General features: G+C 46.9%; 24 protein-coding genes and 2 pseudogenes. 4 read left to right on the top strand and 22 right to left on the bottom strand.

Going from position 1 to position 23652, the window contains the following annotated elements; translation table 11 throughout:
* Window positions 1-66: 66 nt before the first annotated feature.
* Window positions 67-546, bottom strand: a complete 480-nt coding sequence (locus tag B0X70_RS25035; RefSeq protein ID WP_246593460.1) for a hypothetical protein — start codon at window positions 544-546, stop codon at window positions 67-69.
* Between the two features lie 592 nt (window positions 547-1138).
* On the opposite strand from B0X70_RS25035, the gene B0X70_RS25750 reads away from it, so the two are divergent.
* Entirely contained in the window at window positions 1139-1219 is an 81-nt protein-coding gene (locus B0X70_RS25750) for a SymE family type I addiction module toxin (protein ID WP_336246320.1), read from the top strand.
* A 62-nt stretch (window positions 1220-1281) separates the two neighbouring features.
* On the opposite strand, the gene B0X70_RS06780 is transcribed toward B0X70_RS25750, so the two are convergent.
* The 20 genes and pseudogenes from B0X70_RS06780 to B0X70_RS06860 all read right to left on the bottom strand — a co-directional run bounded on the left by B0X70_RS06780 (window position 1282) and on the right by B0X70_RS06860 (window position 19782).
* Window positions 1282-1629 carry an immunity 8 family protein gene (locus tag B0X70_RS06780; RefSeq protein WP_105396848.1) on the bottom strand — a complete coding sequence of 116 codons (348 nt, stop codon included), beginning with the start codon at window positions 1627-1629 and terminating at the stop codon, window positions 1282-1284.
* 212 nt (window positions 1630-1841) lie between these two features.
* On the bottom strand, window positions 1842-2165 hold the full coding sequence (locus tag B0X70_RS25040; RefSeq protein ID WP_246593461.1) for a hypothetical protein: 324 nt from the start codon (window positions 2163-2165) through the stop codon (window positions 1842-1844).
* Between the two features lie 10 nt (window positions 2166-2175).
* Entirely contained in the window at window positions 2176-2523 is a 348-nt protein-coding gene (locus B0X70_RS06790) for a hypothetical protein (RefSeq protein ID WP_246593462.1), read from the bottom strand.
* A gap of 31 nt (window positions 2524-2554) precedes the next feature.
* Entirely contained in the window at window positions 2555-2782 is a 228-nt protein-coding gene (locus B0X70_RS06795) for a hypothetical protein (protein WP_065391093.1), read from the bottom strand.
* Window positions 2783-3580 (bottom strand): TNT domain-containing protein, encoded by a 798-nt coding sequence (locus B0X70_RS06800; RefSeq protein WP_065391094.1) that lies wholly within the window; start codon window positions 3578-3580, stop codon window positions 2783-2785. It abuts the gene before it with no gap.
* Window positions 3581-3793: 213 nt separating this feature from the next.
* Window positions 3794-4156: a hypothetical protein gene (locus B0X70_RS06805; RefSeq protein WP_052105887.1), complete on the bottom strand. Its 363-nt coding sequence runs from the start codon at window positions 4154-4156 to the stop codon at window positions 3794-3796.
* On the bottom strand, window positions 4153-4941 hold the full coding sequence (locus B0X70_RS06810; protein WP_217471177.1) for a hemolysin BL-binding protein: 789 nt from the start codon (window positions 4939-4941) through the stop codon (window positions 4153-4155). The genes B0X70_RS06805 and B0X70_RS06810 overlap by 4 nt, the downstream gene beginning before the upstream one ends.
* Before the next feature lie 191 nt (window positions 4942-5132).
* On the bottom strand, window positions 5133-5675 hold the full coding sequence (locus tag B0X70_RS06815; RefSeq protein ID WP_046397994.1) for an immunity 42 family protein: 543 nt from the start codon (window positions 5673-5675) through the stop codon (window positions 5133-5135).
* A gap of 2 nt (window positions 5676-5677) precedes the next feature.
* Complete coding sequence (locus tag B0X70_RS06820) at window positions 5678-6475, bottom strand: hemolysin/hemagglutinin-like protein HecA precursor (RefSeq protein WP_246593463.1); 798 nt, start codon at window positions 6473-6475, stop codon at window positions 5678-5680.
* A 38-nt stretch (window positions 6476-6513) separates the two neighbouring features.
* Window positions 6514-6918, bottom strand: coding sequence for a DUF4279 domain-containing protein (locus B0X70_RS06825; RefSeq protein ID WP_105396847.1), 405 nt, complete (start codon window positions 6916-6918; stop codon window positions 6514-6516).
* 11 nt (window positions 6919-6929) lie between these two features.
* Window positions 6930-7457: a polymorphic toxin type 33 domain-containing protein gene (locus B0X70_RS25045; RefSeq protein WP_246593464.1), complete on the bottom strand. Its 528-nt coding sequence runs from the start codon at window positions 7455-7457 to the stop codon at window positions 6930-6932.
* Window positions 7435-7635, bottom strand: coding sequence for a hypothetical protein (locus B0X70_RS06835; protein WP_131817632.1), 201 nt, complete (start codon window positions 7633-7635; stop codon window positions 7435-7437). Before B0X70_RS06835 ends, B0X70_RS25045 begins: the two co-directional genes overlap by 23 nt.
* Window positions 7636-7667: 32 nt before the next feature.
* Window positions 7668-8036 (bottom strand): hypothetical protein, encoded by a 369-nt coding sequence (locus tag B0X70_RS06840; protein WP_040150627.1) that lies wholly within the window; start codon window positions 8034-8036, stop codon window positions 7668-7670.
* A complete protein-coding gene (locus tag B0X70_RS25050; RefSeq protein WP_036806468.1) occupies window positions 8033-8314 on the bottom strand; it encodes a hypothetical protein in 282 nt (93 codons plus the stop codon). The genes B0X70_RS06840 and B0X70_RS25050 overlap by 4 nt, the downstream gene beginning before the upstream one ends.
* A gap of 33 nt (window positions 8315-8347) precedes the next feature.
* A complete protein-coding gene (locus B0X70_RS25055) occupies window positions 8348-8650 on the bottom strand; it encodes a hypothetical protein (RefSeq protein WP_246593465.1) in 303 nt (100 codons plus the stop codon).
* Window positions 8651-8713: 63 nt separating this feature from the next.
* Window positions 8714-8860: a hypothetical protein gene (locus B0X70_RS25060; RefSeq protein WP_246593466.1), complete on the bottom strand. Its 147-nt coding sequence runs from the start codon at window positions 8858-8860 to the stop codon at window positions 8714-8716.
* A gap of 312 nt (window positions 8861-9172) precedes the next feature.
* Window positions 9173-9493, bottom strand: a complete 321-nt coding sequence (gene imm45 / locus B0X70_RS06850) for an Imm45 family immunity protein (RefSeq protein WP_112896999.1) — start codon at window positions 9491-9493, stop codon at window positions 9173-9175.
* The gene (locus B0X70_RS25755) at window positions 9493-10224 is read right to left on the bottom strand and encodes a colicin E3/pyocin S6 family cytotoxin (protein ID WP_336246321.1); all 732 of its coding nucleotides are present in this window, start codon (window positions 10222-10224) and stop codon (window positions 9493-9495) included. The genes imm45 and B0X70_RS25755 overlap by 1 nt, the downstream gene beginning before the upstream one ends.
* A 23-nt stretch (window positions 10225-10247) precedes the next feature.
* Window positions 10248-18069 (bottom strand): annotated as a pseudogene (locus B0X70_RS06855) (two-partner secretion domain-containing protein); the annotation flags it as partial.
* 48 nt (window positions 18070-18117) lie between these two features.
* Window positions 18118-19782, bottom strand: coding sequence for a ShlB/FhaC/HecB family hemolysin secretion/activation protein (locus tag B0X70_RS06860; protein ID WP_217471179.1), 1665 nt, complete (start codon window positions 19780-19782; stop codon window positions 18118-18120).
* 485 nt (window positions 19783-20267) lie between these two features.
* Here B0X70_RS06860 and B0X70_RS25915 point away from each other — a divergent pair.
* Window positions 20268-20363: pseudogene (locus tag B0X70_RS25915) on the top strand (hypothetical protein); the annotation flags it as partial.
* Window positions 20364-20379: 16 nt separating this feature from the next.
* Here the strand turns inward: B0X70_RS25915 and B0X70_RS06865 are convergent.
* Window positions 20380-21420, bottom strand: coding sequence for an IS630 family transposase (locus tag B0X70_RS06865; RefSeq protein ID WP_217470325.1), 1041 nt, complete (start codon window positions 21418-21420; stop codon window positions 20380-20382).
* 830 nt (window positions 21421-22250) lie between these two features.
* Here B0X70_RS06865 and B0X70_RS06870 point away from each other — a divergent pair.
* A complete protein-coding gene (locus B0X70_RS06870) occupies window positions 22251-23054 on the top strand; it encodes an MBL fold metallo-hydrolase (RefSeq protein ID WP_036781641.1) in 804 nt (267 codons plus the stop codon).
* Window positions 23055-23058: 4 nt separating this feature from the next.
* Window positions 23059-23562, top strand: coding sequence for a hypothetical protein (locus tag B0X70_RS06875; protein WP_217471180.1), 504 nt, complete (start codon window positions 23059-23061; stop codon window positions 23560-23562).
* Window positions 23563-23652: the final 90 nt, after the last annotated feature.

Here is a 23652-nt window from a genome sequence, read left to right on the forward strand (position 1 = left end):
TTTGGCTGATTTTTTGTGTACTATTTTTTATTTGAGTACCAAAACCGGGTTGAGTAAGAAATTCTTTCATATTACCAATAGCCCCCTGATTCGGTTGATACGATTGCTTGCCTTTTCCAACATCTCCACCGCTTTTTGCTCCAGCCTTACTGATCCTCTGGCAACCCCCGCAGACGCAGCAATCCCCGTTTGCCCCATAATCTTCACGATTTCTTGGGTGGTTTCTTCTGAGCCGCCGGTGACTTGGGCACGATGGAGCACCAAATTCCGTGATGAGTCAATATTTGACATGGCACCACGTAAATCTGCCCATTCCCTTACTTCTGCCGGCGTGAGGGAATCCAGCCCCTGCATTCTGGCTTTTTCCTGAATCTCGCCTATCCGAGCACTGTAGTCACCTTGCAATGCCCGCAGCTCTTTGGCAACGGCAACGCACTGGTCAGCCCCTGAACACGTTGCTATCCGCTCCTGAACCTTGTCATATTCCTGCCGATATTTATCCCTAACGGCAGAACGGCAACTGGCATCACCCTGGCAATTAACCAATTCCTCTCTGCGTGATTGATTCTTCTCCACACTTAGGTGGTTGTTGTCTACAACAAATGTAAAAACCTTTGTACAATAGCCAAAGTTGGTCCGGTCATCGATCAGATGGTGGCGTCTTAATTCTCACGATTTCCTTTCAAACGGGATAAGATCCAGATTCCTATTCCAGTCGGTATACCTATTACTACCCCTTTTTTTACTGAAAAAACAACATCATCATGCCAACTAAAGATGAATGTTTCGTTTTTCAAATAAACTAAAATCGCAGCACACAGGCATCCTGATAAGACCACCATAATCATAATAATTGTGCAAAATAACAGAAGAATCAGTAATGACTTAAAATGAATTATCATTTTGCTCCTCCTGATTTATCCAGCTTATCTTCAACTTTACTGCCTGTAACTTCACTGGCTATAGCACTACCAATAGCTCCAATAGTACTTGCCGTTTTATCCGATACTATAGGGAAATATTTATTTCCAACGTCGATTACTTTTCCTCCAGCAGTACCTACAATATTACCAACTGCTGCACCTACTACCGGGGCAAGCCCAATCCGTACCCGCAGCTCACTATTGAGGGACGCTGGCTGGCCGCGCTGGGGTTTACCATGGGAACCCCGATCACTATTACCAGAGAAGCCGGACAGTTAATCATTCAAATTGGCTGAGAATGACTGATGGCTAAAGGAAGAGTCCAGTTCTTTAGCTGGACTCTTTGGATAACAACAGGTTAAGGTTGATAATCCTCATATTCCCAGGCAAAGACACGAGATAGTTTTTGTGCTATCTCCATCCAATCTTGCCCCTCGCACTGATCGATATAGTTTGTAATGGTCTTTTTAATTTCATCCAAATTATACTCACGTACCAGAAGCGTATGACGTATCAATTCCGGCTGCCAATGATGGTTACACAGCCATTCAGGTGTACAGATAAAAAGATCAAAATATTCACTCCCACTTTCTGACTCTGGCCCGATTAATAGGGATAAGGTTATATTAATAGTTCCGTCATCTTCACCGGAGTACATGACTGGATCTTTATGCATACAATCTATGCCTTTTAGTACTGCTTTCACTAATGCATCCTCTTTTAATCCAGAATATTTAAATGACCGTTTCCAGTCTTATTTATTTTTCCTTTAGAATCAATTGAATATGTTTCAAAATTGGCTTGCACACCAGTAGTGGCATGGGCACTATTAGGTTTCTCTGATGGTGGTCTATAACCTCTTGTACCATCCGCACTAACCCAGCCATTTCCAGTAGTCTTCTTGGCTCCATCTCCTACCTAGATTTTGCCTAATCTATCCGCGTCTGCTCGAGTTCCTGCCCCAATGCCATAATTGAGCTTACCATTATCACCTTTAACTACAGCCGCCAACCTTGGGTCTTGCGAAGCAATATGACTAAGGTTTCGTTGCACTAAGTCTTCTTTTAACTTCGGATAAGTTGCCGCATTTTCCGCGCCACTTGTGTTTTTCCCTGCTGACTCAGGCTGAGCACCTTTGCCGGCATTATTTTGCGATAATTTTGGTGACGACTTCGGCCCTTTGGCTCCCTCTATCACAATAGGCAGCGTCATCGCCATCGCAGCGGCAGTCTCTTGACTCATGCCCATAGCTTCAAAGCGTTTTGTCCAGCCGAGTTCGCCTACCTTGCCGGTTGCCGGTTGCCGCTTGACCTAACGTATTCACCGCCGACAGGTAATTTCTGAACTCAACCGGCAATGTGCCATCCCGGTCCATATTTTTGAGGGTACGTTCAAACACTGGCCACTGATCAACCAGATAACCATACTTCTGTGCACACTGGGTCGGGCTGCTGTTGCAGAAATCCATCATTTCTTGCTGATTACGGATATTGGTATCAACCATCTCCTTGATCACCTGCTTACAGCTTTCGCCTTCACAGGTGCGGGCTTGGTGCGCAAAATTGTCCAGCTCATTCACGCTCAGATAGTTATTCTCCACAACAACTCAGGTGATTGATCTGGGATTCATTTTAAGACAACCACTTTTTAAATTGTTCAAGTATAAATCCATAGGCATCTTCTTTTGTTGTAAATGAAGCAAGCATATAAGGGGAGTCTCTTTCTACATAGCAAACACGCCACATATTTTCTTGCTGCACTACACATGTACAGTCATTATTTCGCAATCCATCTAAGGAATAACTATTTTCATCTACACCCAATAGAGTTAGCTGTTCAATCAATTCTTCACGCGTCATTTATTTATCCACCTTTTTCATATATTCGTTATCTAAATACCACTGAACTGGTTTCGGTAATTCATACTGAGTTCCCGTCCCTTTTTGTCCAAACCAAGGCAAAATATTAGATTTAGGAACATCAGGAATAGGTTTGATGATTTTATATTGAAAATAGGGTTTAGTCGTTTCATAAGAGGGAGGCAAAGCTCTTTCTGAAAATGGTACTCCAGCAGGTGAAACGAAATTTCCTCCAGGGTGTCCATATCTATCAATAATTTTACCAGTTGGTAGTGTCACTTTCTCAACGGGACCATAAGCTCCCCGATTTGGCGGCCAAATTCCTAATGATTCCTGAACAGAACCCTCTGCTTTACTGTATTGTCCAAAGTTCGATGATTCTCTGGCAACCTGACTAGTAGTAACATTTTCTTTGACACGATTTGCTACCGTCTTAGCCACAGTAGCCTCTGCCGCTGTTTTGCCTACACCGATCACACCAGCAGCACCTACACCACCCGGCGTTAATGCTTCTGCAACCTGAATACCTGCATTATTTAGACAAATTGTTGGCGCAGCTTTACACCCTTCCAGTGCAGCTCGTGCCATTGCAGCAATTTCAGGTGTGGCGGCCACAATCTGGGCACCACCGGCTACTGCCATTCCTCCCGCAGAGACAATTAGGTTTCCATCAGCTATACCTTTAGCAATATTAGCCTTGCACGTCGTATCGCAGTCTGGTGTTTTACTTAACCAGAATCCAAGATCCGAGCCGGCTGCTGCGCCAAGGGCATTATTGTCCGCAACAACGCATTCCATTGCGAAGTTGATTACCGAACTCCGATTTCCCCAATGCCCTCAGTCAGTTACAATCCGTTTTTTCCCGTGCGGTTTGGTCGCCGAACCCAAAACTTCCTGACGCGACTTTTCAGCCCGATAAGCCATTTTGTCCGGCATAATGAACTTCACCTTTAGAGCTAGATGGTTGCCCAACATTTTGGGGTATAGTTCACAACGGCTAGGATTTCTACTTTACTTGTTAGGATAGTTATAATGCTCAGGCACCTGATAATTTTCTGGTATATTCGGCCACTCTGAATTTTTTAAGAAAGTATCAGAATCATCTTTTATATCCTCAAAAAAACCGGACAATCTCATTGAATGCACTCTAATGTAAACTAATGCGGCTTGCATGGTAATTTTATCATCAATAAGCTGTGCTTTTTGTAATAAACAAATTGCCTCTTTTAGCCTATGCATATCCAGCAAATACATTTCATTTAAATCACTTTCATAATCAATCAATAAGTTATCAGTGACATTACTTTCAGAGATTTCTTTCGAAAGTTGATGATAACTATCATTTAACATTTCAAAGAAAAGATCTTTAATCATTTTGGGAGTCTCCTTCCTTCAGCTGCTGCTGCCTTAGTTTTATCTAAATTAATCGAACCATCCAAATTCAACACATGAATAAAGTTTCCTCTCTTATCAAAAACTTCCAAGTGGTTCTTATGACGGCCATCTAAATAGAATTGATCTCCTGTACGGATATTATCACTTATATCATTTGATGCTTTGTAGACACTCTGTCCTTGGTAAATCTTACTAGTTTTTTGTGAGTTTCCTTTCGCTTGGTTACCAAATCCTTTCTGTTTAAAGAATTCTTTCATATTCCCAACAGCTCCCTGATTCGGTTGATACGATTGCTTGTCTTTTCCAACATCTCCACCGCTTTTTGCTCCAGCTTTACTGATCCCTCCAGCAATCCCCGCAGACGCAGCAATTCCCGTCTGCCCCATAATCTTCACGATTTCCTGGGTAGTTTCTTCTGAACCACCAGTGACTTGGGCACGATGGAGCACCAAATTCCGTGATGCGTCAATATTTGACATCGCACTGCGTAAATCTGCCCATTCCCGTACTTCTACCGGCGTAAGGGAATCCAGCCCCTGCATTCTGGCTTTTTCCTGAATCTCGCCTATCCGAGCACTGTAGTCACCTTGCAATGCCCGCAGCTCTTTGGCAACGGCAACGCATTGGTCAGCCCCTGAACACGTTGCTATCCGCTCCTGAACCTTGTCATACTCCTGCTGATATTTATCCCTAACGGCAGAACGGCAACTGGCATCACCCTGACAATTAACCAATTCCTCTCTGCGTGATTGATTCTTCTCCACACTTAGGTGATTGTTATCGACAACAACTTTCTCTGTCGTGAAGTCTGACGCCGAACCTGATTTTTTCTAATGCACTCAGTCAGTTACAAACCATTTTTCCCAGTGCGGTTTGATGCTTGACCAACAACGCCCCGATACGATTTTTGAGCCTCATAAGCTATTTTGCTTTGATGCTGTTAAAAGGCAGTGAGTTAAATGGTTGAATAATATTCGAATGCTTTTGAAATTATTTCATTAACTTCACTCTTATAAAGAATAGCCTCTCTGATATCAGGATTAGTGATCGTTTCCCAAAAACCATTCCCATGTTCGTCTTGCTTTAATTCACTATACTTAGCGCCAAGTATCCTAACCATATCACCATGAGAAACAGCAAAAACAACAAAACCAGCATCATTAATATTTTCTGTTGACGCTTGATATTGATAAGATTGCTCAAAATTTTCGGGCTCATCTTGTCCTATCAACTCTGGAGAAATCATTCCTAACATAAAGTTAAAAGCATCTTTAGTTCCTTTTTCAAACAACGCTTTATTTTCCTGAAAAGAAAATAAAGCATTAGTATTGTCTTTCAATGAAAAAACATCTACCCAAAGGGTAGATGTCCTTATTTCTTCAGGGAAAAAAAAACCATCAATACAAAAATGGAAAAGTCCATTTTTATAAGTATCATCACTCCATTCTGGAAGATGTTGTATTAACACTGCAAAACGATATGGATCACCAAAAATCATTTTTATCTCCATTTTCCGGACAAACCAAGTTGTTTTTTGACTTCATTAGGAATGTCATTTTTATTCAATGGATTCTTTACATCACCGGTACTTCCATTCCAGTGATATTCCCCATTGGTCCCTTCGAACCGATGAACACTACCTTTTTCGTCCTTAGCAAATCTAACTTCTTTATTACCATAATTTTTGGAGCTTGGAATTGAGTTTTCAAAAAGTTTCAATGAGTCTTTTGGTTCTATTCCCGCATTACGGCGATTTCCATCACCACCAAGAGTATGTTTAGGATTGGATTTATACACTAACCCATTATTTGCTGTCACTGGATTAGGTACTGGTACAGCACTTCCCTTTATTCCTTTTGTTCCAGCCTTACTGATCCCTCCGGCCACCCCCGCAGACGCCGCAATTCCCGTCTGCCCCATAATCTTCACGATTTCCTGGGTGGTTTCTTCTGAGCCGCCGGTGACTTGGGCACGATGGAGCACCAAATTCCGTGATGCGTCAATATTTGACATCGCACCGCGTAAATCTGCCCATTCCCGCACTTCTGCCGACGTAAGGGAATCCAGCCCCTGCATTCTGGCTTTTTCCTGAATTTCGCCTATCCGGGCACTGTAGTCACCTTGCAATGCCCGCAGCTCTTTGGCAACGGCAACGCACTGGTCAGCGCCTGAACACGTTGCTATCCGCTCCTGAACTTTGTCATATTCCTGCCGATATTTATCCCTGACAGTCGCACGACAACTGGTATCACCCTGACAATTAACCAGTTCCTCACTGCGTGATTGATTCTTCTCCACACTTAGGTGATTGTTATCGACAACAACTTATTTAATTTTTAACTATATATATACAGATCAATGTCTAGTCCCGCATTTAACTCGTCAAGCTCTTTGATCATCATTTTATCCAAACTTATTGCTGGTCTAATTCCTTCTTCTATTTTAATTACTATATTAAACTGATAATCAAGCTCATATTCATTAGCTAATTTTACTAAAACCTTTTTTTTGTCCTGTAGTAATACGAATATTTTTCCTAACTGTTCACCAATATCAAGCGACTCTTCATCACCTGTACTCAAAAGCCAACAACTATCTATTCTAAGGCGTTTTTTACCTAGTATAGGATCGCCTTTCACCCAACATTTTGTTGGTTGAATAGCTAATTTTTCAGTTACATCCCCAGGATTTAATTTATCTCCCGAGATCAAAAAATACACACTCACAGTTGATTTACTCATTCGTTATAACCTTATTTAATGAATTCACCTGTTGGGATACCTTCTCCAGTACCCCCTTTTCTGAAAACCCATAGTTCACCAGTTTCTTTATTTACATAAATATCATATTTCGATATATTTTTCTTACCAACAACATCAGATTTAAGCTCATGGGCATCAATTCCATTCTGTTTTAAATACTTGTCATCAGCCATTTTGATATTTGATGGTTTATGTTCATTCTGTCCATTCTTATTTTGATTATCTTCAGGTGGCTGTTGATTTCCTGTACCACCATACTCCTTCTTCTCTTCATTCGTCAGGTTTTCCCCCACATTTGGTTGGCTTTCATTATCCACATAATCTGACGAACATACCCGGCCAAAGGAGCATTGGGTGGCTTTATCTATAGACTCTCCCATTTCCTTCAATTTTTTGTCCAAAGCTGAAGCTATTGTCTGATTTGCTTCATTCACGGCTTCACCCGTGTTTGAACCGGCTATCGGTGGTGGTGGCATTGGTATAGCTAGGGCATTATTATCCGCAACAACGCATTCCATTGCGAAGTTGACCGATGGACACTGAATTTTCCAATGCAATCAGTCGGTTACAATCAATTCTTCCCGGTACGGTTTGATGCCCGGCCCATAACGCCCCGACGCGACTTTTTAGCCTGTAAGCCACTTTTTTCAAACGTAATGAACTGCCCTTTTTAAATGCCGGATGATTATCTAACATTTGGGGGCAGTTCAGATTAACCGGGATTAATGCTATTTACTAAGTAGATAATTGTAACATTCTGGAAATTGGTAATTCTCTGGGATGTCCGGCCAATCTGAAGCCTTTAACAAAGAGTCGGCATCTTCTTTAAAAGAATCAAAAAAGCTTGACAGTCCCATTGCATACACTCTGATATAAACTAACGCCGCCTGCATTGCGATTTTGTCATCATTTAACTTAGCTTGTTTTAGTAATTCCTTTGCATTTTTTAGTGACTCGAAATTTCGTTCAAATAAAGCATCTTGTTTATCCTCATAGTCAATCAATAGATCTCCTTGATCTATTGGACATTCTGATATCTCTTTTGAAAGATAAAGATAAATATTTTTTAATTCATCGAAATAGTTTTCACTAATCATTTTAGTAATTTCCTCCCTTCAGCTTCCGCAGCCCTTGTTTTGACCAGATTAATGGAGCCATCCATATTTAACACAACTCTAAAGTTTCCTTTGTTATCAAAAACTTCAAGATGATTTTTATGTTTATTATCCAGATAGAACTGGTCACCTTTACGGATATTATCATTAATGTTCTTTGATGCTTTATAAACCGTTTGACCCTGATATATTTTACTGGTTTTTTGTGAACCTGCTTTCGCTTCGTTCCCAAACCCCGGCTGTTTGAAGAACTCTCCCATATTACCAACAGCCCCCTGATTTGGTTGATACGATTACTTGTCTTTTCCAACATCTCCACCGCTTTTTGCTCCAGACTTACTGATCCCTCCGGCCACCCCCGCAGACGCCGCAATTCCCGTCTGCCCCATAATCTTCACGATTTCTTGGGTGGTTTCTTCTGAGCCGCCGGTGACTTGGGCACGATGGAGCACCAAATTCCGTGATGCGTCAATATTTGACATGGCACCACGTAAATCTGCCCATTCCCTTACTTCTGCCGGCGTAAGAGAATCCAGTCCCTGCATTCTGGCTTTTTCCTGAATCTCGCCTATCCGGGCACTGTAATCACCTTGCAATGCCCGCAGCTCTTTGGCAACGGCAACGCACTGGTTAGCCCCTGAACACGTTGCTATCCGCTCCTAAACCTTGTCATACTCCTGTCGGTATTTATCCCTAACGGCAGAACGGCAACTGGTATCACCCTGACAATTAACCAGTTCCTCACTGCGTGATTGATTCTTCTCCACACTGAGGTGATTGTTGTCTACAACAACTCTCTCTGTCACGGAATCCGGCAGAGAACCTGCTTTTTCACTGTCCTTTCCGTCAGTTACAGCCGTTTTTTGCTGTGGCGTTTTCGGTACCGCAACTTTTTCCCCCGACGCGCCTTTCCAACCCGGAACATGCTACCGCTATACCGTGACCTGCGATCTGTACATCCGCATCATAGCAGCAACAGCTTCTTCTACAATTACCGTTTGGATTTAGTGATTGCATAAAGAGGTAACACTAAACTAAAGCAGTTGATTACCCGGCTGGTAGATAGCAAGTAACGATTAAAGAAAAATCCCAGCCGCGAGGATTGGGATTTTACTCATTCAATCAATAGCTATTGCTGTATATCGTTCTATTAAACATACATCTTTCACATCACATTCTGGATAAATCCATTTAGACCAATTTTTAATAACCCATTCCGTATTTAGCCCATGCCCTTCATCCGAAATACTTTCAATGGGTAATTTCACTAAAAATAGGCCAGCCTTATATCCAGAGGAGATAATTAGTCCATATGGGCGCTCATCATCCTGAGTTTCAAAAACCATAAAATCAACTTGTTCTTCATAGGGCCATGCTGCCGGCAACCTGAATACGGTTCCTCTGGATATATATTTTTCTATACGATCGATGAGTTTCATTATTTTACCTTCAAATTATGACTGCCGGATGTATCAGCCGATTTTCTCATTTGCATAGAGAAGTCAACTTCACCTAAGTGCTTACCTTTTGGAGAAACAACTTCAAATCGGCCATGCTGTGTATCGAGAGCATACAAATTTCCATCTTTACCCTTGTACACATCTCGTCCACCGTTCATTTGGGTCAATTTGCTATCTTTAACCATACCTTGCTCGACAATAACTTTTGCAGCAGTTTGTTTTACGATAGCAACACGTTCTCCAGAAGGAAGTCCCACTAAACTTTTTTCGAAACTGCCTACGCTTTGTCCCGTCGCAATTTTTGCGCTGGAATTAATGGATGGAAGTCTATTACCAGCCTTACTAATCCCACCAAACGTCGACGCCGCTGCACTCGCTACAATACCCGCTTGTACCTCATCCAGACCGTATTCCTTCTGGAGAGCCTCAGAGACTTTGTTTGTAGCAACAACGCCTTCTGCTTGCATTTGCTGCGCAAAGGTCGCAGTCAGATCGTAGACCATTTTGATCGGGATATCTTCACCCAAGGCACGATCTATCGCCTGTTTCACTGTCAGACTATCGGTCAGCACATCACCGTACTTCTGCTGGCAGCTCGCCGGGTTAGCGGCACAGTCACTTATTAGCTGTTTCTGTTGTGCGGTACTCAACTCCTCATATTTTTTAATGATACCTCCACAGTCACCGCCGTCAGCCTGGCAGGACTTCATTTCCGTAGACCAGTCATCTATCTGCTCACTGCTCAGATAGTTATTCTCAGCTGCATTCTTCCCTGCCTGCGCCCCAGTGAGGGCACTGGCGGTGGAGTCACCAGCAATACCGCCTGCCAGCCCGGCCGCCAGAGTGGAAAGGGTGCTGATAGTTTGTTTTTGCTCTTCCGTTAACTCACTGACTTTTGCTCCATCGCCGTAAAGTTGCTTTATCAGAACCTGAGCCGCCAGTTCACCCGACGCGGCACCGACTGCACCCGACAGGGCATTATTGCCGCTGACTTCCGCCGCCACCGCGCCTAAAATCGCATGGGCCAGCGTGTTGGTGGCGATATCCACCTGATGGGTTTGCGGGTCAGTGGTCAAGTTCTTAATCACTCCCGCCAGATACGGTGAAGCGCCCCCGGCCAGCGCCTGACCGAGATTGTTGCCCGCTAAGCCCTGAATCGCTGCCGTAGCCGCCTGTAGGGCTTTCTGATAGGTTCCGCCGGTCCCAAAGCCCGAGTCATTCAGCGCCTGTGTGTAAGCGGTGTCATAAACTTGCTTATTGATATCCGCCGCAGTCGGGTGTGGATTGCCACTGTCGACCAGTTTTTTTCTGGCGGCGGCTTTGTCCGGCTCACTGATATGGTCCAGCTTCGCTTTCGCCGCTTTGGTGGCGATAATTTTCCCTTCCGTACTGGCTATCTCGGTCATTTGGGCGCTGATTTCGCCAATCAGTTGCGCCTGTTTCAGTCGTTGCTGCTCTTTTTCCTTGTCAAATATCGGACTGAGGACATTCGCGGCGTTATCGGTATCGCGGCTGAGGGTCGCGATATCCTGCGTCTGGTGCGCCTTATCCCAGATAATCAGGTTGCCGTCGCTGACGGCGGCGTGCGTGGTGCTGCTGTCATGGCCCTGGTTATGGGAACCGCTCAGCCCATTGACCGCCAGATTATTCAGGACCTGACCGGCGGTGGGTTGGCCGAGGCTGACGCCCGCGCTTTGCTGCTCAACAGTAAAGTCCGCTTGATTGTGAATGTCCCTGAAGCCCAGCGTTCCGGTGTTCAGGGTGTTGTTGGCTTTGTCGGCTTGACTGGCTATCACCGCGCCGTCCAGTTGGGTGTGGTCGCCGACGTTAACCTGATAGCCGCCTTTGCCGACAAACAGTCCGGTCTGCTCCTGCACGCTGTCATAGTTGCTGTTCAGTTTATTGCGGCTGGCATTGAGGCTCGCGGTGCCGTTAGTGAGGGGACCCACGGTGGCGCTGACGCCCGCGCTGGCGTTGTGTTGCTGGCTGTCATAGCGCTGGCTGTCCTGCTCGCTGCTTAATGTCAAATGACGTTTTACCTCGGCGGTAATCTGCTCGCCGCTGACTTGTGCCCCTTTTAGCGTGGTGTCCCGGCCACTGTTCAGCCCGACGGTCTGTCCCGCCTGTAACGTGGTGTTAGTGTGACTCACGCCGTTGCCGTTTTCACGGCCGGTGCCCCGACTGACATTGGCTGAGACGTTCAGGCCGATGCCTCCCGGTCCGACAGTCAGGCCCATGCCCAGCGAGCTGCCGTGGCTGCTGTTTTTACCGGTCGTCTGTTCGATGTTCTGGCTGGAGGAGAGTTGAATATCCCGATTGGCATTCAGTTGCAGGTCTTTACCCGCCTGTAACTGGCTGCCCTGAATACGGATATCGCCATGCTGGCCTGATGCGCCTTTGCCATCCCCTTTGGCGGTTATGGTCAGGTTATCCCCGGCAGTGAGATGGCTGCCCTGTTGAGTGGTCTGGCGGCGCTGCTGTTCTGAACGGGAAGATTGACGCCCGTAGGACAGGCTCACCCCGGCCAGATTGTTATTGCCTTTGTCGTCACTGCCCTGAGCCGCCGCCAGTCGGCCGGCCTGGACCGCTTGCACTCCGCTGAGGGCGGCTTGAGTGTTTTGTAGGGCTTTCACTCGCGGGTCACTTTCATTGCGGGCAGTTCTGGCGGTTTGCGCCGCGCTGTTGATAGCCCCGCCTGCGGCGCCACTCAGCGCCACGGTTAAGCCGCTCTGTTTCTGTTCGGTTTTTGTCGTGGTGTGATGGCGGTTTTCCGCACTGGTGATATCGACCTGTTGACCGGTCAGCGTCAGGTCTTTACCGGCAATCACCTCGCTGCCGTGAACCCGGAGCTGTTCCCCCGCGTTGAGGGTGACATTGCCCTGGCTGCTGCCGACCGTGCTGCCTTTGCTCAGCTGGCTGTCACTGTCGGTGGTGACTTTCTGGCTAGCTTTGCCTAAGGTGAAGCCAATCCCCCCGGTCCCCATCAGGCCGGATTTTTTCTCCTGCCGCAAATGGGTTTCATCGTGCGCTTCGGCTGCGGTGGTGACGGTGAGCTGATGACCGGCGTTCAGGCTGACATCCTGCGTACCGGCGACATTGCTGCCGCGGATATTGAGGTCTTTACCGGCCTGTAGAGTCACTTTATCGCCACTGAATGTGGTACTGAGCGCCTGCCGGTCATGCACTTCATCGTGGGTTTCCACTGACGATTTCGACAGCCAGCCTTTGCTGGTCTGTTTACTGTGCTCCACTAAGTCGGATGAGGCCGTCCCGGTGGTCAGCGTCAGGTTATGCCCGGCCTGCGCCGTCAGTTGTTGACCGGCGTTGACATGAGCGGCGGTGGCGTTCAAATCCTGCCCGGCTTGCAGGGTCACCTCACCGGCGCCGGTTATCTGGCTGCCGATATCCTGTTGTTGGGTCAGATGGCGATAGTTATCTTTCCCCCAATTCCCTTGCTCTGTGCGGCGCGTGCTTAAGGCGTCCAGCGTCAGGTTATGGCCTGCCGTTATCTCGGTGTGACCGTCTTTACCCGCATTCTTGACGTCACTGGCGGTGAGCTGGACATTGTTAATGGCGCTCAGCGATAAGGCGCCTTTATCGTTCTGCACATAGATGCCTGCCGGACGGTCCAGCCAGCGGTTCGCTTCATCTCCGCGCACGGTCGATGCACTAATGATATCCCGGCCTTTCAGAGTTACCCGGTCATCCCCCTGAATCCGGCCGCCCCGGTTGGTGAGCGTCTGTTGGGTCGTCACATCCACTTTGCCGCCGCGAATAAAGCCGCTGTTGGTCAAATTGTTGGCCGTCAGTTGAGTGATGTCACGCCCGCTAATGGTGCCGCTGTTGGTGATATCGCCCGGACTGTTGAGTGCCACGGTATTTCCGGCCAGCAAAGCGCCGTCACTGCTCAGGTCGCCCTGACGGACACGCGCGTAAACCTGCGGCACAGTCACCACCTCGCTAGTGCCATCCGGCAGGGGCACGGTTTGGTTAGTCAGCCAGATAATGTCCGAAGTCAGCAACGCCATCTGTGCCGGACTCAGCGCGACGCCCGGCGTTAACTGTTGCTGTTTGCCAAAGGCGACACCGGCATCCATCAGCGCTTTAAACTGCGCTTCGTCGTTGTTGTAGCCCGGCAGATAGCGCTGACCGGTCAGTTGAGTGATTTGGTCGCGCACCAGCCGCTGTTCGTAGAACCCATCGCCCAGGCGTTTGTGAACCAGCGCCGGGTCATGCGTTAATTGTTGCCGCATATAGTCCGAACCCAGCCACTGTTTATACTGGGTAAATTTCGGGTCGGTCTCCACCAGATAGTGGCTGTCGCTGCCCGGTTGCACGGTATACAGGCTGTTATTCGGCAAGCGGGTATCAGGCGTCACGACACGTATCACCGGGTCGACTGTTTGCCCTTTGACGGTCTCCGGGGGCAATACCAGTGGCTGATTTTTGATACCGTTCACCGGCGTAACCGCCGTGGGGGCAGAATGTATCTGACCGGTCTGTCGGTCTGTAATCGTGATATCGGTGCCCTGTGGACGGGTATTCTCCTGCCAGGCCAGCGTTTTCAGGTCGATGGTTTCTATTACGGGGGCCGGGTCATAATTGCTGCGGCTTTTCCCCTGCGAGGTTTTGGTGCCACCGAACCCGAACTTTTTCTTTTTGGTTTTTTTAGCATACCAGTGGGTCTGACTGCCCGTATCGGTGGTAATCCGTTCTCCCTGAGTAGCGATATTGTGCAGTTCGCCAATTTCACCACCGAGCGTGCCGCCAGCGACAATCTGGCTGTCGTGATTAGTGACCTGCGCACTGTTGAGCGTCATATTGCCCCCGGCCAGAATTTTACCGGGGTCGCTCTGTTTAACCTGAGTTTCCTTGACGGTGCGGGTGTACTGATATTCGTAAAAGTCATTACTGCGGCTGCCATCCGGCATGATGGCATCGTGCACTTTGTATTTATTGCGGTGGGAAGTGTCCACCTGTGACCAGTCATAGCGAGTGGTCTGGCCGCTGAGTACTGCATCGTGATGCTGAGACTTTTCCGTTTCGACGACCTGAGTGACCAACCCGGCGTTGGTGTTGTTAATCTGGTCGGCATTCATCTGCAAGTGGCGCCCGGCTTCAATCGTCGCCGCGTGGTTATTGAGCTCACGCGCCTGACCGGTGGCCGTCAGGGTATTATCCAACTGACCGCCGATGCGCATGTCGCCCACGCTGTAAATCTGCGCATGATGCTGGTTGTTGAGCGTTCCGGTGCCGATGTCCAGCCGGTCACGTGCCGCAATGACCGCAGCTTTGCCGTCCTGGGCGGTGTTATTCAATGTGCCCGTCTGGAGGGCCAGCTGGTCCCCGTAAATGCGCCCGGTGCCGGTATTGTTCAGGGTGTTGGCCGTGAGATGAGTCAAACCGCCGTCAATCAGTCCGGTGTTGCTCAGGGTATCGTGAGCCTGGATTTGCGTTTGCCCGGCGCTAATTTCACCGGAGGCGCTATTGGTGAGATTGTGAGTGTCAAGATGCAGCGCCCGACCGGCTTTTATCTGGCGGTCGTTGAGGAGATTGCCGGTTGTTTTCAGGGTCAGATTGCCATTGGCCGCGGTGTTGCCGGTATGATGAAAATCCTCGGTTAAAGTGACCGCCATATCGCCCTGCGATAACAGTTGGCCGTCACCGCTCAGAGAGTGTGCGTTAATCGTGGCCTGTTCCCCGGCAATTAAGGTGCCTTGCCGGTTGTTAATCACCAGCGAGGTGTGCCCGCTCTTGTCGTCTACGGTAAGCTGTTTGCCCGCGGAGATTAACCCCTCGGCATTCTCCAGCGTGTGACTCACCTGAGCTTGCAGATGGTTGGCTGCCCGTAAAGCGCCCTGGGTATTGTCCACCTGTTGAGCGTTGACCGTCAGGTTTTGCGCTTCCACCCCGTTATCCGTGTGCGCCGTCTCGCGGTTAATCAGGCGAGCGGTGTTCAGGGTCAATTGCTGACCGCCACGGATAAGGCCGCCGGTGTTATCGGTTTGAGTGTCAACATCAAGCTGAGTGTCGCCCACCGCCTGCACCTGCCCGTGACGATTATCGAGTTGGTGAGTGTTCAGGGTTAACGTGTCGGTGGATAACAATTTGCCGTCCCGGTTATCCAGCGCGGCGTGTCGGGTATCGATAGCCAACTGTCCGCCTTGAAGATGACCGTGGCGATTGTCCAGCGGGCCACTGGTGAGGGTCGTCTTGCCCTCACCGAGAATATGGCCCTGCTGGTTATCCAGTAACTGCCCGTCGGTATCCAAAGTCAGGGCGTCGGCGGATTGTAAGGTCCCCTCGCGGTTTATCAGTTGTTGACTGTGAATGTCCAGCCCGCCATTGCCGGCAATCTGTCCCTGAGTATTAGTGAGCTCGGCGCTGGTCAGCGTGGTTTTACCGTCCGCGGCGATTATCCCGCCGGTGTTATCAACATCGCCGGTGCGCAGGGTTAACTGCCCGCCGCTTAACACCCGGCCCGACTGATTGTCCAGCGTGTCTTTGACCGCCAGTGTCAGCGAGCCTTTTTCGGCGGCCACGATGTTGCCGTGACGATTATCGACGGTCGTTGCTTTAAGGTTCAGGTTGCCGTTGCCCGCAAGGGTGCCGTGCTGGTTATCCAGTATCCGGGTAGTGAGGGACAAGTCATCCTTACCCTGTTGTTGCATCACGCCGCCTTGATGGCTCAGGGTGTCGGCGTTGACGGTTATCTGCCCGGCCTGAGTTTCAGCGTGGTTGAGTTGCAGTTCACCGGCCTGTATCGTCAGGGCGCCATTGGTGAGCAGTTTGCCCTGATTGCCCAGCCACCGTTGGGTATTGAGTGATAATTGACCGTTGCCCGCCAGTTGCACGGTGCCCTGAGTATTATCGGCCTGATGCGCGGTCAGATGCAGGTCCTCGCCCTGACTGGCAATAGTGCCCTGACGGTTATTAAGCCGGTCTGTGGTGAGGGTCAGTTTCCCCTGATTGAATACCATCCCCTCATGGTTATTCAGGGCGTGGGTGTTAAGCGCCAGTTCACCGGTCCCGGTCTGGTTAATTTTTCCTTTCAGGTTAGAGATATCCGGGGTCGTGAGGTGGATTTCCCGCGCCACTAACTGGCCGCTGTCGTTGTTAAACTGGCCCGGGGTTTTCGCGCTAAAACGGTCGGCGTTGACGGTAGCGCGAGCGGTACTTATCCCCGATTGACCGGCAGTCAGTTGAATCTGCCCGGCCGCCGTCTGGCTGTCGCTCAGGTCAATCTGTTGGCTGTGGATAGCCAGCGTATCGGCGGCCAGATTTTTGCCATTGGCCTGAACGTGTTGTTTGGCCGTCAGGGTCAAGGAGCCGGGTAAAGTGGTACGACCTTTATCATCCAGCCCCGCTGCCCATACACTGTCATGGCTGCTGTGTATCGTGTCGGCGGTAACGGTGGTATCGCCGCGGGCTTCCACCCGGCCCTGATTATCTAGTGCGCCGTCAGCCCGCAAGGTCAGTGCCGACTGTGACAGCAATTTACCGGTGTTCGAAACATTAGCAGACGAAGTTAATTGCAACGCGTCACGACTACTGATAGCGCCGCGATTCTCTATCCGGCCATCGGCGGTGATATGCACTTCGCCGGCAGACGCGCCGATATTACCGGCATTATGCACGCCCACCCCCGCCTCGGTGCCTATCAGCCTGATTTTATGGGCATACATGCCGCCCAGTGCCGCCACATCCAGCGCAAACGCCGGGTGCTTTTCATCGTCAATCGATTTTTTCTTAATCTGCTGATGCGTCGCATCGACAATATTGCGCCCGGCGGTCACTTTCAGGTCTTGAGCGTGTAATTTGGCGTTAATCGCCACGGAGCGGGCGATAATATCGGTGTAACTTTGCTGTGTGCTGTCCATGCCGCGCCCGTCAATCCGCACTTCCCCCTGATTGACATCAAACCCTTTCAACCGACCCTGTTCCATCAGCGCCTGTCCGGTGGTGAGCGTAGTGCGATGTGAGTTAATGAACCCGCAACCGTTACAGGTGATGCCCGCCGGGTTGGCAATAATCACCTCGGCTTTATGCCCGGCGACTTCAATCCAGCCATTGAGGCGACTGGGGTCACGACTGTTGACTTCGTTAAGAATAACGCTGGCGTCCCCTTTGGCTAGCCACGGATTGCCTGCGACCATACCGCCCAGTTGCGTCTGGGTGGCTTGATGGCTGTTATTGAGGATAACTCCCTGTTTATCCACGTCAAACTGACGGTAGGTATTGTGGGAAACGCCATCGGCGCCCGGCGTCTGGATATTGACCTGCGGCGTGCCGTTGGCGCTGCGAATGATGGTGGGCTGCTGACGGCCCGGCGCCTGTCCATCGGCCACAATCGCCGCCTGCGCGGTGAGCGAAATCCCGCCAAAGGCTAACAACAACCCAAACTGTAGCGCAGTGAGTCGGCAACGACGCTGCGGTGAAGAGGGGCGGTGAGCGCGACGTCCGGCTCTTCCCCGTCCGGCCCGCGCTATCTCGGCCACCACCATCCACAGCTGGCGAGATTGATTAAAGATAATACGATATAACTGCTTATTCATGATTTTTACTCCACACAACACTACCCACCGGCAGTTTTGCTATTTGAATTAATACTGCCAATACAGGTTGAATCCGGCCGTGACGGGGGAGGTTTGGAAACCGGCGGGCTTGGACAGCGGGACGCCGACAAACAGGTCGTAGCTCACCCCTTTCAGGCTGCCGCGCCAGCCCAGGGCGCTCCCCGCCAGGTGTTTTCCGAGCAGCGCGTCGCTGCCCCGGCCGCCCACTTCGCCATAATCCATTGCCAGATACAGCGACTGCCCTTTCAGCGGGGTTTGCCAGTCCAGCTCGTTGCGGCTGTACCAGCCCCGATCAGCGGATAAGGTCAGCTCGCCATCAAAGCCGCGCACCGTCCAGCGACCGCCAATCGAGAAGCGATCCTGGGGCGTCAATGGGCTGGCGCTTATCTGACGCAAATATTGGGTCCGATAAGAAAAGGGCTGAGAAAACAGCGTTAACGGCCCGGCCAGCGTCGCTGAGAATTGGGTGATTTTAGGTAAGGCGGTTCCTTCATTGCGGTACTCTTCCGGTGCCGGTTGCGCTCCAAACCAGCGCATGCCCTGCTGGTAAGTCACCCGGGTATCCAGCGTCGCGCTGCCGATAAAGTGATGATGCGACAGCCCCAGCTTCCAGCCCGCAGTTTCCCGGCGCTGAACATCGACTTCGGTCTTATCAATAAAATTGCGCGAAGTCCGGCGATAAATTTCACCGTTAAGCCCGGTTTTCTGGTCGGCGTTACGATGTAGCACCCGGCTAAGCTGGACCGCCAGGTTTTGGCTTTTGCCCCGGTATTGGATCGCCTGATTCAGCCCGGCTATCGTCTGGGTATAATCGTAATGACTGGCCGTCACGCTCGCCATCCAGTAGCCGAAGGGCAGCGAGTAATAGAGCGTGTCGTTTTGGCTGCTTTTCCCGGCAGATGAGTGAATATCGCGGCCACCGGAGAGATAGAACAGGTCGCTTAACGCCAGCGGGTTATCCAGAAAGAAGGTTAAACCGCCCTGATAACGCCCGGTGCTTTTGGAGCCGGTATCATCCAGATACGTGGCGACTCGCCAGTGCCGGGACTGACGCCAGTCCAGCACAATATCGCTCTCCCCCGGCTGCGCTGCCGGGACAATGCTCATCTCCGCCCGCACGGTCGGGAAACGTTGCAAGTTTTCCAATCCCTGCTCGATATCCCGTAAATCCAGTAACTTGCCTTCACGCGCGGGAAAGGGGGTTATCCGCTGGATATAGTTCCCGCTGTCTGGGGTATAGCGGATATGCCGGATGTTGCCCGGTATCATCACCAGTTTTAAGGTTTGGGTACGCAAATCCTGGGGAGGAGCCAGAACCCGGCTGGTGACATAGCCGTGATTAATGAGCTGATCTTGCAATTGGGTTATCAGCCGGCTGATGCCTTTATCGCCCAGGCAATGGTTTTCGCCTTGTTGAGCGACACGCCGGAACGGTAGCCAGTGCGGGAAATTTTCGGTGCCGGCCAATACGACATGGGTGACAGGAAAACAGGGGGTTTCCACCGCAAAGGCGGCTGACTCCCCGGTTTCCGGTACCGACAGGTGAACTTCCGCAGGCGGCGGGGCTAATTGCGCCTCCAGAGCTTGCTGACGGGCCTGTTGATGAATGAGTTGTTGATCTGCGATGTCGGCGGCTTGACTGCCTGAGGCTACGCTACAAAAGACCGTTAATACCAAAATACTGCTTTTCATTGACTTTCTATTCCACAATGTCGAAACAGCATTAACCATGAATTTAACTTAACGATCAATATTTAGGGTTGATTATCAACCGGGCAACTAAAATAGGGGATTGGTTAAGATAGCAGCAAAAACAAGAGGTTATATGACAAAGCAAAAAACAGGCCAATGTGATTATTTTGTGACAGCATTGTATAAAAAATAGATTAATATTAATCATTTAATAACCAGCATTAATAATTTCAAATTAATTTTATTGTTTTATTTTAATAATGTGATGGATATCACATTTATGATGATTGATTTCGGTATGAAATTACTTTTAATGTGACGGTTATCGTTAATTTGTGATGAGGTATTACCTTTTCTGACTTATTTATCCATGCCAATCTTGCTTTTTAGCTGCCGCTCGATTTGCCAGAAGATCACTTAACCTAAATCCTTTCTAATTGTGTGGGATAAATAGCATGATTTGTTGGCGTCATTGTTCACTTTGAGAAGGGGGAAACAATGAGAATATCAATGGGTTAATCAGGCAATACTTTCCAAAGGAATTAAATTTTGTGGTAAACCGATTAAGTAATCGTTCTTGAAAAACTAAATAAGATTTCATAATAGTGCTACACTCATTTTTTGTCTTCCTGGTTTTTGCTGTGATGAAAACGATGCCAAAAAGGCATCAACATAATTAAGCAACTGCCACATAAATTGACAACGGTGATTTCGCGTTATTGTCTCATGGAGCGATTGCCATAACCGTTCTATTTTATTTAGCCACGGTGAATAGACGGGTAAAAACAACAGGGTAAATTTGGGATGTCGTGCCAGCCACTCCTTTACCTTCTGACTTTTATGAATACCGTAGTTATCTAAGATTAATGTGAGAGTTTCCGCATGGGGATATTGATGATTCAGTTCATCTAACATTTTGATAAATAAATCAGAGTTCTTTTTTATTCCTTTAACATAGGTGACTTGCTCTGTCTGAGCATTGAGGCAACCCGCAAGGTAATGTTTTTCATTTTTTCCCGGGGTGATAACCCGTTTTTGTTGTCCTTTGAAACACCAGTCCGCGCCGATTTTCGGGTTGAAATCAATATCCACCTCATCTTCATAGAAAACGGGATGTTTTTCTGAAATATTCGCTTTGGCTTCTGCGATCTTTGCCATTTTCTCCTCATGTTCAGGATCAGGTTGTTTTACCGTGGGCGCCGCTCTGCGCCAGACAATTCCCACCTGAGCAAAATAACGATAGAGGACACTTTGTGTCAGAGAGAGGTTGAGTAATTCATTAAGAGTATGAGTCATAAGCTCAAGGCTCCAGCGAGAGCGAAGATAGCCGAATTCTTGGGGAGATTGCTGTAATAAGAAAAGCAACAGGCTATAGAGAGGGGTGAGATCCCAGACAGCAGGTCGGCCAGCCGGTAAACTGTTGAGTCCTTCGAGTCCATATAATGTAAACCATTCAACCCAACGATTGATGGAAGAGCGTGCGGCATGAAGGGTTTTGGCGACATAAGTCACCGTCAATCCCTCATTGAGCATCAATAACGCCGTCAATCGACGGGAATAGTTCTTATCACGGGTTTTGTGGATAAGTTTTCTCATTTTCTGGCATTCATTTTGAGGTATGGGTGCTATGATAGGCATCACTCAGTCCGTGTTGAGGTTTGGGATTTTTGGCAATTGATCAGATCGCAAAAATCGGACTGAGTTCCCTTCCAGTGATCTATTATTTTGAAAATTTATTTAGGGGTGGTAAAACACCCAATGAATTATTTAAAGGACTACGGATATGTTGACTTCCAGAGTAACGATGTTGCGCTTATTATGTGAATCTACCAATTATTTTTAAATATATTAATTCTATATTTTACATAAAATAATATATTTTTGTTGTCGTATTAATAACGGTGTTAATAATGGTTGGATATAAGTTAATAGATTATGTTTATAACGACAGATGATGTTTGTATATAACGATAATTATTAACTATTCTATTTAAATGTTTTTATGTAATGTAAAGTCAAATTATATCTGGTAAATATATTATATTTTTATCTTATAATATAGATAAAATGAGTGCGGTCATGTAAGTCAATTACTGGCTTTATAGTGATATTTCAAATTAAGCATTGTCAACTACACTAGGTATTAGTATAGTGAATTGGATTAAATGGTTTGAATAACCTATCGTTGAGTTTTATTTTTAATAATATATTTGTCTCTACCTTTAAAAATATGTTGTACAGTAAGGTATAATATTTGTGTGTTAATATTGCAAGACAATAAATATGATAGAGAGATAATCATTTTATGTTGAAAAATTAATGGCTAGCAGAGGAGGGGTAATTTGTGATCTGCTTATAAAAATGTGACGATATAATGGCTTTTCATTATTTTATTGATGTACGTCAATGCTATTGTTACCCGTATCGTTTAATAGATTAATTACTTCAACAAAACTAATGGATATGCTATGTCATTAAAAATAACTGTACTCTTGGAAAATAAAACATCTGATTCATATTTGATAGCTAAGCCTGGTCTGAGTCTTTTACTTGAGGATGGTGAAGAGAAGATAATTTTTGATACCGGTCCAGATGGTAGCTATATTGAGAATGCAAATAGGATGGGAATATCTATTGATGATATATCCAAAATTGTTATCTCTCATGGGCATTCTGACCATATAGGTGGTGTTAACTATTTTCCTCATAATGCTAAATTAATATGTCACCCTGATGCATTAAGCGAGAAATATTATGGTGTGATGTTCAATAAAAAGAGTGTCTTAAAATTCAAAAAAATATCGGGTAAAATTAATAAAAGAGTTAAGAAGAGAGTTTTATTTCGTTTGACGAAATCGCATATGAAAATAAGTGAGCGATTTATTTTTTCAGGAGAAATAGCAAACAGTCATCGTAAATCCTATGGATTAATTAGAAAGAGCTGTTGGGCTAATGATTATATATTGGATGATAGTGCATTAATTTGGAAAAGTGATAATGGACTGGTGATTATCATTGGCTGTGGTCATTCAGGTATTTGTGAAATCATTAACCACGCCAAAATGATTACCGGTGTGGACAAAGTATTCGCAGTAATAGGAGGATTGCATTTAAGGAGAGCGTTACCGACAGAGTTATTGAAGATCAGAGAATTTTTCATAAAAGAAAATATAAAAGAAGTTTATGGATGTCATTGCACGGGTAGCTGGGGAAGACTTTGGTTGCCAAATGTCAAACAGTTGAAAACAGGGCAGGTATTATTAGTAGAGTAACATAATGAAATTTATTGAGAAAATGGATGTTCATCAGGTTATTACCCCATTTGCGACAGCGTTGGGGTTAGTATTTTTTTCTGTTTTAAATAATTGGGATTATAATAACGATAGGTTAATATTTTTATTGCTGAATTTATTCGCATTTTTTATTATATTTTTTCATCATAGAGGATTTTATTCACATTTTATAGAAAATAATTTGTATAATCGGTGTTTCACGCAAGTCATTATTGCCACTTTTGATAAAAAAGTGGCAACCTATTTACAGATTACAGATTACAGATTACAGATTACAGATTACAGATTACAGATTACAGATTACAGATTACAGATTACAGATTACAGATTACAGATTACAGATTACAGATTACAGATTACAGATTACAGATTAATGGTAGTTTTTGCATCAGAAGTTAAATGTGTTTTATTTATATGGCTTTTTATTTGTTATAAATATCCTATTGAGATAATGATTAGTCTTAATAAATGGTTGATAATGTATTAAATAAAATGTTAAATATATATTTATTAAAGTTATTTGTTGCTTTTGTTGCTTGAGATAATTAATTTATTAAACAGTGGTATATTGAAATCG

It is taken from the genome of Photorhabdus akhurstii, from assembly GCF_019090985.1.
Classification (GTDB): Bacteria; Pseudomonadota; Gammaproteobacteria; order Enterobacterales; family Enterobacteriaceae; genus Photorhabdus; species Photorhabdus akhurstii.